The following is a 14,732-nucleotide window of genomic DNA, read 5'->3' as shown; positions in this document are numbered from 1 at the left end:
GCCTCGCTTCCTGCTCACGCATCAGTAGACGACCTCCTGGGATCGGCGACGCACGATCGTCACCTCGTCGCGCTGGTTGCCCGTCGGGCCGAGATAGTTGAACGCGTAGGCCGTCTGCGCGTATCCACCGGCCAGGTGGCTCGGCTTGATGAGGATGCGGGTCAGCGAATTGTGGATGCCGCCGCGGCGTCCGGTGGTCTCGCTGCGCGGGACGTCGATGACGCGGTCCTGGGCGTGGTAGACGAACACCACCCCTTCGGGCATCCGGTGCGAGACGATCGCCCGGCACACCACGACACCGTTGCGGTTGACGGCCTCGACCCAGTCGTTGTCGCTCACCGAGATCTTTGCGGCGTCGGCCGGCGACATCCACATCGTCGGCCCGCCCCGGGACAGCGACAGCATGAACAGGTTGTCCTGATATTCCGAGTGGATCGACCACTTCGAGTGCGGGGTCAGGTATCTCACCGTCAGACCGACACCGTCGCCGGAGCCGACCGCCTGTTCGCCGAACAACCGCGACATGTCGAGTGGGGGCCGGTAGACCGGGAGCTGCTCCCCGAGCTCTTCGAGCCAGTCGTGGTCGACGTAGAAGTGCATCCGGCCCGTCAACGTGTGGAACGGTTTCAGCTCCTCGATGTTCATCGTGAACGGCGCGTACCGGCGACCTCCCGTTTCGCTCCCCGACCATTCCGGGCTCGTGATGACCGGTACGGGACGGGCCTGGGTGTCGGCGTAGGTGATCCGCCGTTCCTCGCTGCCCTCCGCGAGGTGCACGAGTCGCCGTCCGGTGCGTTTCTCCAGTTCACGGAAACCCTCGACGGCGAGCCTGCCGTTGGACGTGCCCGACAGCGCGAGGATCGTGTCGGCCATGCGTTCGGCGGTGGTGATCGCCGGACGTCCCTGTCCGGCACCGGAATCCATCACGCCGAATCTCTGTGCCAGTTCGGCGACCTCACGGTCCGGCCGGGTCACGACGCCCTTGGTGTTCAACCCGAGGGACTCGACGAGCGGACCGAGCGTCGCCCACTTCTCCGCGATCGCACCGTAGTCCCGTTCGACGACGGTGAGCGGACCCATCGTCCTCCCCGGAACCGGCACCTCGCCGGTCGAGCGCCAGTCCCGCTCGGTGCCGGACGGATACGCCATCGCTGCGGGCGTGTCGTGCTGCAGTGTCCCCATCACGATGTCGGTGCGGGTTCCCAGGTGGGTCCGGGCGAGGGTGCTGAAGGTCTGCGCGATGGCGCCGAAAGCGTCGTAGTCCGAACGGGTTTCCCAGGGCGGATCGACCGCTGCGGTGAAGGCGTGGATGTAGGGGTGCATGTCGGTGCTCGACAGGTCGCCCTTCTCGTACCAGGTCGCGGCGGGCAGGACGATGTCGGAGAACAATGTTGTCGAGGTCATGCGGAAGTCGATCGACATGAGCAGGTCGAGTTTTCCTTCGGGCAGGTCGTCGGGCCACGCCACCTCACCGGGCCGCAGGCCGGGGGCCGTCGGCTCGGCCTGCACGTTGGAATCGGTGCCGAGCAGGTGCCGCAGGAAATACTCGTTGCCCTTGCTGGACGAGCCGAGCAGGTTCGACCGCCACACGCTGAGCACGCGCGGCCAGTTCCGCGGGTCGTCGGGGTCGGTCACCGACAGTTTCAGTTCACCCGAGGCGAGTTGCTGCGCGACGTGCTGCGGGATCTCCCGTCCCGCCGCCCGTGCCTGTTCGGCAATCTCGTGGGTGTTGCGGTCGAACTGGGGATAGAAGGGTGTCCAGCCCATGGCGACCGCGGACGCCATGACGTCCATCGTGTGCTTGTCGCGGAAACGACCTCGTCCCAGCGGACTGGCCAGCGCGTCGGCACGGTAACCGTCGTAGCGCCACTGGTCGGTGTGCACGTACCAGTAGGAGGTGCCGGCCATCTGGCGAGGTGGGCGAGACCAGTCCGTCCCCATCGCCATGGCCGCCCATCCCGTGACGGGACGGCACTTCTCCTGGCCGACGTAGTGCGCCCACCCGCCTCCGTTGCGTCCCATGCAGCCGGTGAGCATGAGCAGCGCAAGTACGGCGCGATAGGTCGCGTCGCCGTGGAACCACTGGCAGATGCCGGCCCCCATGATGATCATCGAACGCCCGCCCGACTCCTCGGCGTTGCGGGCGAACTCCGTCGCGATCCGGATCGCCTGGGCCGCGGGCACCCCGGTGAGGGCCTCCTGCCAGGCCGGGGTGTACGGCGAGCCCGGGTCGTCGTACCCGCTCGGCCACTGCCCGGGCAGGTCGAGCTCCGGACGGTTCACCCCGTACTGCGCGAGCATCAGGTCGAAGACGGTGCACACGAGGTGGTCCCCGATCCGACGGACCGGCACGCCCCGTTCGATGCTTTCACCGTGCCCGTCGACGGTGTCGAAGCTCGGCAGGTACACCGCCGCGGTCTCGCCCGCTCCCCCGCCGCCGGGCGCGACCGTCAATGTCGGGACGAGGTCGCCGAGTTCGAGATTCCACTTTCCGATGCCGTCGTCGCCGTAGCGGAAGCCGAGGGAGCCCGGGGGTACGACGACGGTGTCGGTCGCACCGTCGACGAAGACCGGTTTGAAGGCCGCGTTCTCGACGCTGTGCCCGAGATCGGCGGCGGTGAGGTTCTTGCCCGGCACGAGCCTTCCGTCGCGTTCCTCGACCCGCACGAGGAAGGGCAGGTCGGTGTACCGGCGCACGTAGTCGACGAAGAACGGCACGCGCTGCCGCACATAGAACTCGGTGAGGAGCACGTGGCCCATCGCCATCGCCAGGGCACCGTCGGTACCGGCCGCGCACGCCATCCACTCGTCGGCGAACTTGGTGTTGTCGGCGTAGTCCGGACTCACCGAGACGACCTTGGTGCCGCGGTAGCGGACCTCCGTCATCCAGTGCGCGTCCGGGGTGCGGGTGACGGGCACGTTCGAACCCCACATCATCAGGTAGGAGGCGTCCCACCAGTCCCCGGACTCGGGTACGTCGGTCTGATCGCCGAAGACCTGCGGCGACGCCACCGGTAGGTCGGCGTACCAGTCGTAGAACGACGTCATCACGCCGCCGAGCAGTTCGACGAACCGCGATCCGGCGGCGAAGGAGACCATCGACATGGCGGGGATCGGCGAGAAGCCGGCCACCCGGTCGGGTCCGTACTCCTTGATGGTGTGGACGTGCGCGGCGGCGATCATCTCGGTGGCCTCGGCCCACGTGACGCGCACCAGTCCGCCCTTGCCGCGGGCACGCTGGTAGCGGCGGCGCCGTTCGGGATCGTTCTGGACGTCGGCCCAGGCGAGCACCGGATCGCCGAGTCGCTGCCGCGCCTCCCGGTACATCTCGACGAGCAGCCCGCGCGCGTACGGATAGCGCACGCGCGTCGGCGAGTAGGTGTACCAGGAGAAGGCCGCGCCGCGCGGGCATCCGCGCGGTTCGTACTCAGGACGGTCGGGACCGACTGTCGGATAGTCGGTTTCCTGGGTCTCCCAGGTGATGATGCCGTCCTTGACGTAGATCTTCCACGAGCACGAGCCGGTGCAGTTCACCCCGTGGGTCGAGCGGACGACCTTGTCGTGGCTCCAGCGGTCCCGGTAGAAGATGTCGCCCTCGCGGCCACCGCGCCGCGTGACCGTGCGTGTGTCGTCGGACTGCTCGCCGGAGGTGAAGAACCGTCCGCTGCGCACGAGCAGTTCCTCGATCCGGTTCCCGACTCCGGCGGTGTCCGTCACGGCTTCTCCTCACGTACGTCGCGGGTTCCGGATCGTGCGACAGGGGGCGGTTCATGGGCGTGCAGCCGAAATGCGGTGTAGAACAGGCACACCAGTGCCGTCGCCGCGAGCAGGAGCAGACCGACGGTGTAGTCGTTGCCTTCGGCGTCGTAGGTCGCGCCCATCACCAGTGGCGGGAAGTAGCCGCCGAGCCCACCGGCAGCGGCGACGATGCCGGTGACACTGCCCACTGTGTGCGCCGGGGCGCGGCGCGCCACCCACGCGAACACACCGCCGGTGCCGATGCCGAGGAAGATCGCCATTGTGATGAACGTCAGCGCCGACCACAGGTCGGGCGGGGGCTGGAAGGTCGCGATCACCGCCATCACGGCGGTGCCGGTGAACGAGACCAGGACCACGTATTTCGGCGGCACCCGGTCCGACAGCGCTCCGCCCACGGGCCGGGCGAGGACCGCGGCGAGCGCGAAACCCGCCGTGCGCGTACCGGCGTCGACGGCGGAGAAGCCGTAGATCGTCTTGATGTAGGTGGGCAGATAGTTGCTGAACGCCACGAATCCGCCGAATACGACCGCGTACAGGAACGACATCTCCCAGGTCACACCGAGTTTCGCCGCGGCTGTCAGTTTGGGCAGCACCGGGTCGGTGTTGGGACGGAAATCGGGAGCATTGCGCATCACCAGGATGCACACCACGGCGGTCACGGCGAGGGCGGCCGCCACGACGATGTGGGTGGGCACCAGCCCGAACCAGTTCACGAAACGCGGGGTGAAGAAGGCCGACAGGGCCGTGCCCACCATGCCCGCCCCGAACACGCCGGTCGCGAAGCCGCGGCGGGCGGGTTCGTACCAGTTGTTGGCGAACGGAATCCCGACCGCGAAGATCGTGCCGGCGATGCCGAGGAAGAACCCGCAGACCAGGAGCAGCGGATAGGAGCCGGCCTCGGCGGCGAATCCGACCGCGACGACGGGAACGATCGACGACAGCGAGACGGCGATGAACATCGCCCGTCCGCCGTACCGGTCCGTCATCGCCCCGACCGCGATGCGGCCGAGGGAGCCCACGAGGATCGGCGTGGCCACCAGCATCGACGCTTCCGTGCTGCTGAGCGACATGTCGGTGGCGTAGGTCGTCGACAGCGGCCCGATCATGTTCCAGGCCCAGAAGTTGATGGCGGACACCCAGGTTGCCAGAGCCAGATTCGCTCCGCGCAACCTCCCGAGATCCGTCTGCGTGGCCGTTCTCACATACTCAGGGAACCATTCCCGGGCGCGGTCCGGACCCGGTTCGGCGGAACCTCACCCGGATGACGTCCGGCCGTTGCACCCCGGTAACCATGGTCTGCCGGAAACGACGCACCCGTGGTGCCCGACCGGATGTCGGGCGCCACGGGTGCGGGGTTCACGCGCCCACCGGGAACCGGCAGGCGGGTGGGGTGATCAGGACTCGGCGTTCTCGCCGGTCGCAGCGGCCTCGGCCGACTCGTCCTCGACGGGGACGAGGCTGATCTTGCCGCGGTTGTCGATGTCGGCGATCTCGACGCGGATCTTCGAACCGACGTTCACGACGTCCTCGACCTTGGCGATGCGCTTGCCGTTGCCGAGCTTGCTGATGTGCACCAGGCCGTCGCGGCCGGGGAGCAGGGAGACGAACGCTCCGAACGCCGTGGTCTTGACCACGGTGCCGAGGAAGCGCTCGCCGACCTTCGGCAGCTGCGGGTTGGCGATGGCGTTGATCTTGTCGATCGCGGCCTGCGCGGACGGGCCGTCCGCTGCACCGACGTAGACGGTGCCGTCATCTTCGATGGAGATGTTGGCGCCGGTCTCCTCGGTGATCGAGTTGATCATCTTGCCCTTGGGGCCGATGACCTCACCGATCTTGTCCACCGGGACCTTGATGGTGGTGATTCGCGGAGCGAACTCGCTCATCTCGTCGGGCGTGTCGATGGCCTCGGCCATGACCTCGAGGATCGTGGCGCGGGCATCGTGGGCCTGCGAGAGCGCACCGGCGAGGACCTGCGACGGGATACCGTCGAGCTTGGTGTCGAGCTGCAGGGCGGTCACGAAGTCCTTCGTGCCGGCGACCTTGAAGTCCATGTCGCCGAACGCGTCCTCCGCACCGAGGATGTCGGTCAGGGCGACGTAGCGGGTCTCGCGGGTGCCGTCCTCGAGCTCGACCTCGTCGGAGACCAGGCCCATGGCGATACCGGCGACCGGGGCCTTGAGCGGCACACCGGCGTTGAGCATCGACAGCGTCGAGGCGCAGACCGAACCCATGGACGTCGAGCCGTTCGAGCCGAGGGCCTCGGAGACCTGACGGATGGCGTAGGGGAACTCCTCCTGGCTCGGCAGAACCGGGATGAGCGCGCGCTCTGCGAGGGCACCGTGGCCGATCTCGCGACGCTTCGGCGAGCCGACACGACCGGTCTCACCGGTGGAGTACGGCGGGAAGTTGTAGTGGTGCATGTAGCGCTTGCTGGTCTCGGGACCGAGCGAGTCGACCTGCTGCGCCATCTTCACCATGTCGAGCGTCGTGACACCCATGATCTGGGTCTCGCCGCGCTCGAACAGCGCCGAACCGTGGGCGCGGGGAACGACCGCGACCTCGGCGGAGAGGGCACGGATGTCGGTGACACCGCGGCCGTCGATGCGGAACTGGTCGCGCAGGATGCGCTGGCGCACGAGCTTCTTGGTCAATGAGCGGAAGGCAGCGCCGATCTCCTTCTCGCGACCCTCGAAGTTCGGAGCGACCTGCTCGAGCACCTCGACCTTGATCTCGTCGGTGCGGTCGTCGCGCTCCTGCTTGCCGGCGATGGTGAGCGCCTCGGCGAGCTTCTCCGACGCGGCGGACTCGACCGCGGTGTAGACGTCGTCCTGGTAGGGCGGGAACAGCGGGAACTCACCGGTGGGCTTCGCGGAGGCGGCGGCGAGCTGCTGCTGCGCGATGCACAGGCGGGCGATGAACGGCTTCGCCGCCTCGAGGCCCTCGGCCACGACGGACTCGGTGGGCGCCTGGGCGCCACCGTCGACGAGCGCGATGACGTTCTCGGTCGCCTCGGCCTCGACCATCATGATCGCGACGTCCGCGGTGTCGGGGTTGTCTCCCCCACCGACGATGCGACCGGCGACGACCATGTCGAAGACGGCGTTCTCGAGCTGCTCGACGGTCGGGAACGCGACCCACTGGCCCGACTTGTTGTCGTCGGAGACGATGAGCGCGACACGCACGCCACCGACCGGGCCGGAGAACGGCAGGCCGGCGAGCTGGGTGGAGGCCGACGCGGCGTTGATCGCGACGACGTCGTAGAGGTCGTTCGGGTTCAGGCTCAGAACCGTGACGACGACCTGGATCTCGTTGCGCAGACCGTCGACGAAGGATGGGCGCAGCGGCCGGTCGATCAGACGGCAGGTCAGGATCGCGTCGGTGGAGGGGCGTCCCTCACGACGGAAGAACGAGCCGGGGATGCGACCCGCGGCGTACATGCGCTCCTCGACGTCCACCGTCAACGGGAAGAAGTCGAACTGGTCCTTGGGCTGCTTCGAGGCGCTGGTGGCCGAGAGCAGCATGGTCTCGTCGTCGAGATAGGCGACGACCGAACCGGCGGCCTGGCGTGCGAGGCGGCCGGTCTCGAAACGGATGGTGCGGGTGCCGTAGGCACCGTTGTCGAGCGTTGCGGTGGTCTCGTAGACCCCTTCGTCGATCTCGACTGCGGTAGTGCTTGTCATCTGTATGTCTTCTCTTCCCTCTTCGTCTTCGCCGTACCCGCGCGGGCGCCGCGACCCCCGTGGCCACGGCTGCGCACCGACTCACGGAGGCGGTCGTCGATCGAAACCCTCCGGCGGATTCGGGATACGACACCCGACGGGACCGGAAGGTCACTACCGAGGACCGACACCGTCGGTGCATACGGATCATCACCATTGGAGGCGATGGAAGTCGCCGGCCGAACCGGCACAAACACCGACAGCCAACGAGGCCCAGTGTAGTGGGTACCCCGTCGGCTGCCGGAAAAGATCAGCGAATGCAGATCAGGTCGTGTCCTGTCCGCGTCAGCGACGCAGACCCAGACGCTGGATGAGCGAGCGGTAACGCTCGACGTCGACCTTCTCGACGTACTTCAGCAGGCGGCGACGACGACCGACCAGCAGCAGCAGGCCGCGGCGGGAGTGGTGGTCGTGCTTGTGCTGCTTGAGGTGCTCGGTGAGGTCCACGATGCGCTTGGTGAGCAGTGCCACCTGCGCCTCGGGGGAGCCGGTGTCGGTCTCGTGGAGGCCGTACTCGCCGAGGATCTGCTTCTTCTGTTCGGTGGTCAGAGCCACTGGGTCACTCCTGTACAACTGACGTCCGCGTGACGGTAGACGGACCGGAGTCCGCCCGGTACGGCCACCGCGAACCGCAGCGCGCACCGACGGTCCAGCCTATCAGAGCCGACTTCTGCCGCCGAACCACGATCGGGTTCAGCGCCGGCCGGCACCCGCGCGGCCCACCGCGGCCGACACCTCGGCGAAAACCTGGTCGAGCAACTCGACGTACCGGTCGATGTCGCGGTCGGGACGGAGGTCGTCCCGCGCCGGGGCCAGGACGGTGACCGCCGAGCGCCACGGGTACCGCCGCGTACTCCGAGGGCAGATCCTCCCCGCGCTCGCGGTAGTAGCGCTCCATCGCGAGCGACACCGTCGTCGACGGCGAGGTCGGCCTTCACCCAGTAGGGATAGTCCAGTGAGCCCGGCGCGTCGGCGATCCGACGTGCCAGAGCACTGACCAGGTGCATGCGGGAGGCGAAGAACGACAGAATCGACTCGCGGTCCGGGGTGCGCCCCCGGTCCTCGGAGAAGACGGCGGACAAGACCTTTTTCGTACCGAACTCGCAGTTTCGTTCGTTCGGACGACACCGGACGGTCGACGGACACCCACGTCACTCGAGAGTCGGTGTCACTCGAAGTCGGTGTCACTCGAAGTCGGTGTCACTCGAAGTCGGTGTCACTGGGGAGTCTTCGTGAGAACCTCTCGCGCCCGTTCGGCGTCGCGGTGCATCGCGGAGATCAACGCTTCCACGGAATCGAACTTCTCCATGCCCCGCAGCCGCTCGACGAAGTCGACCGCCACGTGCTGGCCGTAGAGATCGGCCTTCTCGTCGAGGACGAACGCCTCCACCGTGCGCTTGCGTCCGGAGAAGGTCGGATTGGTGCCCACCGACACGGCTGCGAGGTAGCGCTGACCAGCCGTGAGTCCCTCGACGGGAGAACCGGAGTCGAGCACCGTGAACCAGGCCGCGTACACGCCGTCGGCGGGGATCGCCGCGTAGATCGGCGGTGCGACGTTGGCGGTCGGGAATCCGAGTCCGCGACCGCGACCGTCGCCGTGCACGACCACGCCTTCGACCCGGTGCGGGCGACCGAGTGCGTCCGCGGCCGCAACGACGTCCCCGGCGTCGACGCACGAACGAATGTAGGTCGACGAGAACGTCACGGCGTGCTCGGCGACCAGCGTGAGCCCTTGCACCGCGAACCCGAAACGCTCACCGATCGAGCGCAGCATGTCGACGGTGCCGGCCGCCTTCTTTCCGAAGGTGAAGTTCTCCCCCACGACCACCTCGGCCACGTGCAGTCGCTCGACGAGGATCTCGTGGGCGTACCGCTCCGGCGAGAGCTTCATGAATTCCGGGGTGAACGGCATGACGCAGAAAACGTCGATACCGAGTTCCTCGGCGAGCTCGGCGCGTCGCGCGAGGGTGGTCAGCTGCGCCGGGTGGCTGCCCGGGCGGACCACTTCCATGGGGTGGGGATCGAAGGTCATGAGCACGGCGGCCACACCGCGTGCCCGCGCGGCCTCGACGGCACGCGCTATGAGCTGCTGATGGCCGCGGTGTACGCCGTCGAACACGCCGATCGTGAGTACACACCGACCCCAGTCCGCAGGAATTTCGTCCAGACCTCGCCATCTCTGCACATCGGCAGCCTACGGCCCGTGAGCGGGTCGGGCACGCCCGGATGGCTCCCGGAGCGCCCCACATGACGGTGACGGCTCGGCGAATGCATAATTTCGGTGTGCCGAACTTTTCGTCGAGAGCCCACAGAACACGGTCCGTATCCTCCCGTGCCGGTCGCATGATCGCCGCCTTCGCGGCCACGGCCTGCGCTGCCGCCCTCGCGGCATGTTCGACCACCGGTTCCGCCGACGATCGGCCCCTGGTCCTGACCACCTTCACCGTCCTCGCCGACATGGCGCGCAACGTCGGCGGCGACCACGTGCGGGTCGAGTCCATCACCAAGCCCGGCGCCGAGGTCCACGGCTACGAGCCCACGCCGGGCGACCTGCGGTTCGCGACCGAGGCCGACCTCGTCCTCGACAACGGACTCGGTCTCGAGCGGTGGTTCGAACAGTTCGTCGCCGATGTCGACGCCGAGCACGTGGTCGTGAGCGAGGGTGTGGACCCACTGCCGATCGGTGAGGGCGCGACGACGGGTCCCTACAACCCCCACGCCTGGATGTCCCCGCTCGCCGCCCGCGTCTACGTCGACAACATCGCCGCGGCACTGGCCGACCTCGCCCCCGAGCACGCGGACGACTTCGCGGCCCGCGCCGAGGCGTACAAGGCCGAACTCGACGGTCTCCACACCGAACTCGTCACCGCCCTCGACGGCGTGCCCGCCGCCCGGCGCGCACTCGTCACCTGTGAGGGCGCGTTCAGCTATCTCGCGCGCGACGCCGGGCTGCAGGAGGCCTATCTGTGGCCGGTGAACTCCGACCAGCAGGGCACCCCGCAGCAGATCGCCCGGACCGTCGATTTCGTGCGCACCAACGAGGTTCCGGCGGTGTTCTGCGAATCGACCGTCTCGGACAAGGCGCAACGGCAGGTCGCGGCCGATACCGGAACGGAATTCGGCGGAATCCTCTACGTCGATTCGCTCTCCGAGGCGGACGGTCCCGTCCCCACCTACCTCGATCTGCTCCGACACGACATCGACGTCATCACGACGGGACTGAGGCCATGACTTCGACACTCGACACACCGGCACTGTTCGTCGACGACGTGACGGTGCGCTACGACACCGTCCTGGCCCTGCAGAACGTCACCCTGAAACTCGCACCCGGCCGCGTCTGCGGACTCGTGGGAACCAACGGCTCGGGTAAGTCGACGCTGTTCAAGACGATCATGGGTCTCGTGCGACCCACCTCGGGTCGCGTCACCATCGGCGGGACGACCACCGCCGTGGCGCGTCGCCGCACGCAGGTCGCCTACGTGCCGCAGTCCGAGGCCGTCGACTGGAACTTCCCGATCGGCGTGCGCGACGTCGTCATGACGGGCCGCTACGGCCACCAGGGCTTCCTGCGCCGCCCGCGCCCCGCCGACCACGAGGCCGTCGACGCCGCGCTCGAACGCGTGGGCATGACCGCGTTGTCCGGCCGGCAGATCGGGCAGCTCTCGGGCGGCCAGCGCAAGCGTGTCTTCGTGGCACGGGCGATCGCGCAGGGCTCGCCGCTGCTGCTGCTCGACGAGCCGTTCGCGGGGGTCGACACCACCACCGAGCACGCGCTGACCGGCGTCATCCGCGAACTGGCGGCGAGCGGCCACGCGATCCTCGTCGCCACCCACGATCTTGCAGGTCTGGCGCAACTGTGCGACGAGGCGGTACTGCTGCAGCGGCGCGTGCTCGTGCACGGCTCCCCCGAGGAGGTCCTCCTCCCGGAGAACCTCGCCCGCGCCTTCGGGGCTCCCCCACCTGCGAACGGTGGACGAGCCGAGGACGTCGCACGGGAGACATACGCACAGGAGGCCGGACGATGATCGACGTGCTGATCGAACCCCTGCAGTACGGCTTCATGCAGCGCGCGCTGCTCGTCGCGGTCGCCGCGACGATCGTGTGCGCGCTGCTCAGCTGCTGGCTCGTGCTCATCGGCTGGTCGCTGATGGGCGACGCGGTCTCGCACGCCGTGCTGCCCGGTGTCGTCCTCGCCTATCTGGTGGGGGTGCCGTTCGCGCTCGGAGCCCTCGTCTTCGCCGGCATCGCCGTCGCGTTGATCTGGCTCGTCCGCGGCACGAGCCGCGTCAAGGAGGACGCCACCATCGGCATCGTCTTCACGACACTGTTCGCCCTGGGCGTGGTGCTGATCTCGAAGAACCCGAGCCAGATCGACCTGCACCACGTGCTGTTCGGAAACCTGCTCGGGCTCGCGACGGGCGACGTCTGGCAGGTGTCGATCCTGGCGGCCGTCGTGCTGGCCGTCCTCGTCGCGAAGCGCCGCGATCTGACGCTGTTCGCCTTCGACCGCGTCCAGGCGCACACCCTCGGCCTGTCCCCCGCCGCGCTGTCGGCGTTGCTGTTGTCGCTGCTCGCGGTGACGATCGTCAGCGCGCTGCAGGCGGTCGGCGTGATCCTCGTCGTCGCGATGCTCATCATCCCCGGCGCGACCGCCTATCTGCTCACCGACCGGATGGCCCGGATGCTGGTGATCGCACCGGTACTCGCAGTGATCGCCTCGGTGGTCGGTGTGTACACGAGCTACTACACCGACGCCGCGACCGGCGGCGTGGTGGTGCTGGCCCAGGCCGTGGTCTTCACCCTCGCGTACCTGTTCGCTCCGCGTCAGGGTGTCGTCACCCGGCTCGTGATGCGTCGCCGCGCGCCGGAGGGCGAAAGGACCAGCGAGCCGACGGAGAGCGTGATTCCCGGGTGACGGTTACCTAAGCTGGACGCGTGCCTGAGAGTAACGAGACCACCGCGACCGAGCTGCTGTCCTCGGTCGCACAGGACTATCTCAAGATCATGTGGACGGTCCAGGAGTGGTCCGGGGAGAAGATCTCCACCAAGCTGCTCGCCGAGAAGCTGGGCGTGTCGGCGTCCACGGTGTCCGAAGCGGTACGCCGCCTCGCGGACCAGGGACTCGTCGACCACGAGCGCTACGGCGCGATCTCCCTCACCGACGAGGGCCGGCAGGCCGCCGTGGCGATGGTCCGGCGCCACCGCCTCATCGAGACCTTCCTGGTCCGCGAGCTCGGCTACGGGTGGGACGAAGTGCACGACGAGGCCGAGATCCTCGAGCACGCCGTCTCCGAACGGATGGTCGCAGCGATCGACACCAAACTCGGTCATCCCGAACGCGACCCGCACGGCGACCCGATCCCGGCACCCGACGGCACGATCCCGTCACCACCCGCCCGCGCCCTGAGCGAGTTCAACGACGGCGACCACGGCCGCGTGGCCCGCATCTCCGACTCCGACCCCGCGATGCTGCGCTACTTCGACGAGGTCGGGATCGCCCTCGACACCGACATCACCGTGCTCGAACGTCGCGACTTCGCCGGAACCATCTCGGTCCGGTTGGGCCGGACCGAGGGCCGCACGATCGATCTCGGTCACCCGGCGGCGGAAGCGATCTGGCTCGTCTGAGCCGGCTGCGATCCGGCCCGTCCGAGCCCGCTCACATGTTGGAGGGGCGCACCACGAACACCGCCGCAGCCCGCTTGCCCTTCTCCTGCAGCAGCGCTGCGGCCCGACCCTGCGCATCCACGGCGCCGTAGACGCCGTGGATCCCGACGGGCTCGAGCCAGCGGCCGTTCGCGAGCAGCCCCACCTCCTCGTCGCTGATGGTGCGGCACTCGAAGGCCGTGCGCACGGCCGCGTCGATGTCGAGGCTCGGCGTCGGGTCGTCGGCGAGCTGTTCGAGCGTGCGGGCATGTTCGAGGCCGAACGGGCCGACCTTCGTGCGACGCAGCGCCGTGAGATGACCGCCCACTCCGAGGGCCGCGCCGAGATCGCGTGCGAGCGCCCGAATGTAGGTGCCGGACGAGCAGTCCACGTCGACGTCGACGTCCACGAAGCCGCTCCCGGGCACATCGCGGCGGGCGAGGACGTCGAACCGCGAGACCGTGACCGGCCGGGCCTTCAACTCGACCGCCTCCCCCTCGCGCATGCGGGCGTAGGCGCGCTTGCCGTCGATCTTGATGGCGCTGACGCTGGCGGGCACCTGCTGGATGTCGCCTGTCAGCGCGGCCACGCCCTCGCCGATCTGCTCGTCGGTCACGTGCGTCGCATCGGTGGTCGCGACGGTCTCGCCTTCCGCGTCGTCCGTGACGGTGCTCTGCCCGAGACGGATCGTCGCGGTGTACGACTTGGTCGTCAGTGCGAGCAGCCCGAGCAGCTTGGTGGCGCGCTCGACGCCGAGGACGAGCACGCCCGTCGCCATGGGGTCGAGAGTGCCCGCGTGCCCGACCTTGCGGGTGCCGAGCAGTCGGCGGCAGCGCGCCACCACGTCGTGGCTCGTCATGCCGGCGGGCTTGTCGACGACGAGCAGGCCTGCGCGGGCGAGTGCCGGATGTTCCTGCGGGGGTGCGGCGTCGTTCATCAGCGCACCGTGATCGCGGTGAGGACGAGACCGTCGGCGATGAGCCACCGTCCGTCGAAGCCCGTCAGCGGCTGCCCGTCGAGGGTGTCGCCGGGGACGAGCAGTCGCGAGTGGAAGGTGCCGGTGACCACGTCCGAGGTGGTGTCACGCTCGAAGGTGATGTGGGCGTCCTCGAAGCCCAGCCACCTCTTCGTCAGCGGGAACCACGCCTTGTAGGTGGCCTCCTTGGCGCAGAACAGCAGACGGTCCCAGTGCAGGTCGTCGCCGGCCGAGGCGAGCCACTCGCGTTCGGGTTCGAGGCTCACCGCGGGCAGCACCCCGTCGGGGAGCACGTCGTGCGGTTCGGCGTCGATGCCGAGCGATCGGATCTGCAGCGAATAGCCCAGCACGGCACCGCGATAGCCGTCGCAGTGGGTGAGGCTGCCGACGACGCCGCGCGGCCAGACGGGATCGCCCATCTCTCCGCGCAGTACCGGCGCGGGGTCGACGCCGAGGGTGCGCATGGCCTGGCGGGCGCAATGACGGGCACCGGCGAACTCGCGGCGCCGCTTCTCCACGGCCCGCGCCACGAGCGGCTCCTCCTGGGGATGCGGCCGCAGTCCCGGTGGGTCCTCGAACAACTCGGCTGCAGCGATGCCGTCCGGCACGATGCGCCCGATCAGTGCGCCGCG

General features: G+C 68.6%; 11 protein-coding genes. 4 read left to right on the top strand and 7 right to left on the bottom strand.

The genetic code is table 11. The annotated features are described in order from the left end of the window. Positions 1–21: 21 nt before the first annotated feature. From RBB84_RS05560 to RBB84_RS05540, 5 genes are all read right to left on the bottom strand, one after another. The gene (locus RBB84_RS05560) at positions 22–3,717 is read right to left on the bottom strand and encodes a nitrate reductase subunit alpha (protein ID WP_006551260.1); all 3,696 of its coding nucleotides are present in this window, start codon (positions 3,715–3,717) and stop codon (positions 22–24) included. Next, positions 3,714–4,865, bottom strand: coding sequence for a nitrate/nitrite transporter (locus RBB84_RS05555; RefSeq protein WP_350247638.1), 1,152 nt, complete (start codon positions 4,863–4,865; stop codon positions 3,714–3,716). Before RBB84_RS05555 ends, RBB84_RS05560 begins: the two co-directional genes overlap by 4 nt. A gap of 288 nt (positions 4,866–5,153) precedes the next feature. Next, the gene (locus RBB84_RS05550; RefSeq protein WP_033096524.1) at positions 5,154–7,439 is read right to left on the bottom strand and encodes a polyribonucleotide nucleotidyltransferase; all 2,286 of its coding nucleotides are present in this window, start codon (positions 7,437–7,439) and stop codon (positions 5,154–5,156) included. A gap of 324 nt (positions 7,440–7,763) precedes the next feature. Next, positions 7,764–8,033 carry a 30S ribosomal protein S15 gene (gene rpsO / locus RBB84_RS05545; RefSeq protein WP_006551263.1) on the bottom strand — a complete coding sequence of 90 codons (270 nt, stop codon included), beginning with the start codon at positions 8,031–8,033 and terminating at the stop codon, positions 7,764–7,766. Positions 8,034–8,694: 661 nt separating this feature from the next. Then, positions 8,695–9,663 carry a bifunctional riboflavin kinase/FAD synthetase gene (locus RBB84_RS05540; RefSeq protein ID WP_006551264.1) on the bottom strand — a complete coding sequence of 323 codons (969 nt, stop codon included), beginning with the start codon at positions 9,661–9,663 and terminating at the stop codon, positions 8,695–8,697. Positions 9,664–9,821: 158 nt separating this feature from the next. On the opposite strand from RBB84_RS05540, the gene RBB84_RS05535 reads away from it, so the two are divergent. The 4 genes from RBB84_RS05535 to RBB84_RS05520 are packed head-to-tail and all read left to right on the top strand — an operon-like array spanning position 9,822 to position 13,106. Then, entirely contained in the window at positions 9,822–10,709 is an 888-nt protein-coding gene (locus tag RBB84_RS05535; RefSeq protein ID WP_064256245.1) for a metal ABC transporter substrate-binding protein, read from the top strand. After that, positions 10,706–11,503, top strand: a complete 798-nt coding sequence (locus tag RBB84_RS05530; protein WP_006551266.1) for a metal ABC transporter ATP-binding protein — start codon at positions 10,706–10,708, stop codon at positions 11,501–11,503. Before RBB84_RS05535 ends, RBB84_RS05530 begins: the two co-directional genes overlap by 4 nt. Next, positions 11,500–12,393: a metal ABC transporter permease gene (locus RBB84_RS05525; RefSeq protein ID WP_006551267.1), complete on the top strand. Its 894-nt coding sequence runs from the start codon at positions 11,500–11,502 to the stop codon at positions 12,391–12,393. Before RBB84_RS05530 ends, RBB84_RS05525 begins: the two co-directional genes overlap by 4 nt. Before the next feature lie 20 nt (positions 12,394–12,413). Further along, positions 12,414–13,106: a metal-dependent transcriptional regulator gene (locus tag RBB84_RS05520; RefSeq protein ID WP_006551268.1), complete on the top strand. Its 693-nt coding sequence runs from the start codon at positions 12,414–12,416 to the stop codon at positions 13,104–13,106. Positions 13,107–13,137: 31 nt separating this feature from the next. Here RBB84_RS05520 and truB read toward each other — a convergent pair whose 3' ends face one another. Continuing rightward, positions 13,138–14,061, bottom strand: coding sequence for a tRNA pseudouridine(55) synthase TruB (gene truB, locus RBB84_RS05515; protein WP_019289147.1), 924 nt, complete (start codon positions 14,059–14,061; stop codon positions 13,138–13,140). After that, complete coding sequence (gene npt, locus RBB84_RS05510) at positions 14,061–14,723, bottom strand: 4'-phosphopantetheinyl transferase Npt (RefSeq protein WP_024100661.1); 663 nt, start codon at positions 14,721–14,723, stop codon at positions 14,061–14,063. The genes truB and npt overlap by 1 nt, the downstream gene beginning before the upstream one ends. Positions 14,724–14,732: the final 9 nt, after the last annotated feature.

The sequence above is a fragment of the Rhodococcus sp. D-6 genome (assembly GCF_040256695.1).
Taxonomy (GTDB): Bacteria; Actinomycetota; Actinomycetes; order Mycobacteriales; family Mycobacteriaceae; genus Rhodococcus; species Rhodococcus pyridinivorans.
This window is presented reverse-complemented; position numbering and strand designations above follow the sequence as displayed.

Coding starts and splice junctions, on each gene's coding strand:
- RBB84_RS05555 (WP_350247638.1), bottom strand. CDS start 4,865: ATGATCGGGCCGCTGTCGACGACCTACGCCACCGACATGTCGCTCAGC.
- RBB84_RS05530 (WP_006551266.1), top strand. CDS start 10,706: ATGACTTCGACACTCGACACACCGGCACTGTTCGTCGACGACGTGACG.
- RBB84_RS05525 (WP_006551267.1), top strand. CDS start 11,500: ATGATCGACGTGCTGATCGAACCCCTGCAGTACGGCTTCATGCAGCGC.
- RBB84_RS05550 (WP_033096524.1), bottom strand. CDS start 7,439: ATGACAAGCACTACCGCAGTCGAGATCGACGAAGGGGTCTACGAGACC.
- RBB84_RS05535 (WP_064256245.1), top strand. CDS start 9,822: ATGATCGCCGCCTTCGCGGCCACGGCCTGCGCTGCCGCCCTCGCGGCA.
- truB (WP_019289147.1), bottom strand. CDS start 14,061: ATGAACGACGCCGCACCCCCGCAGGAACATCCGGCACTCGCCCGCGCA.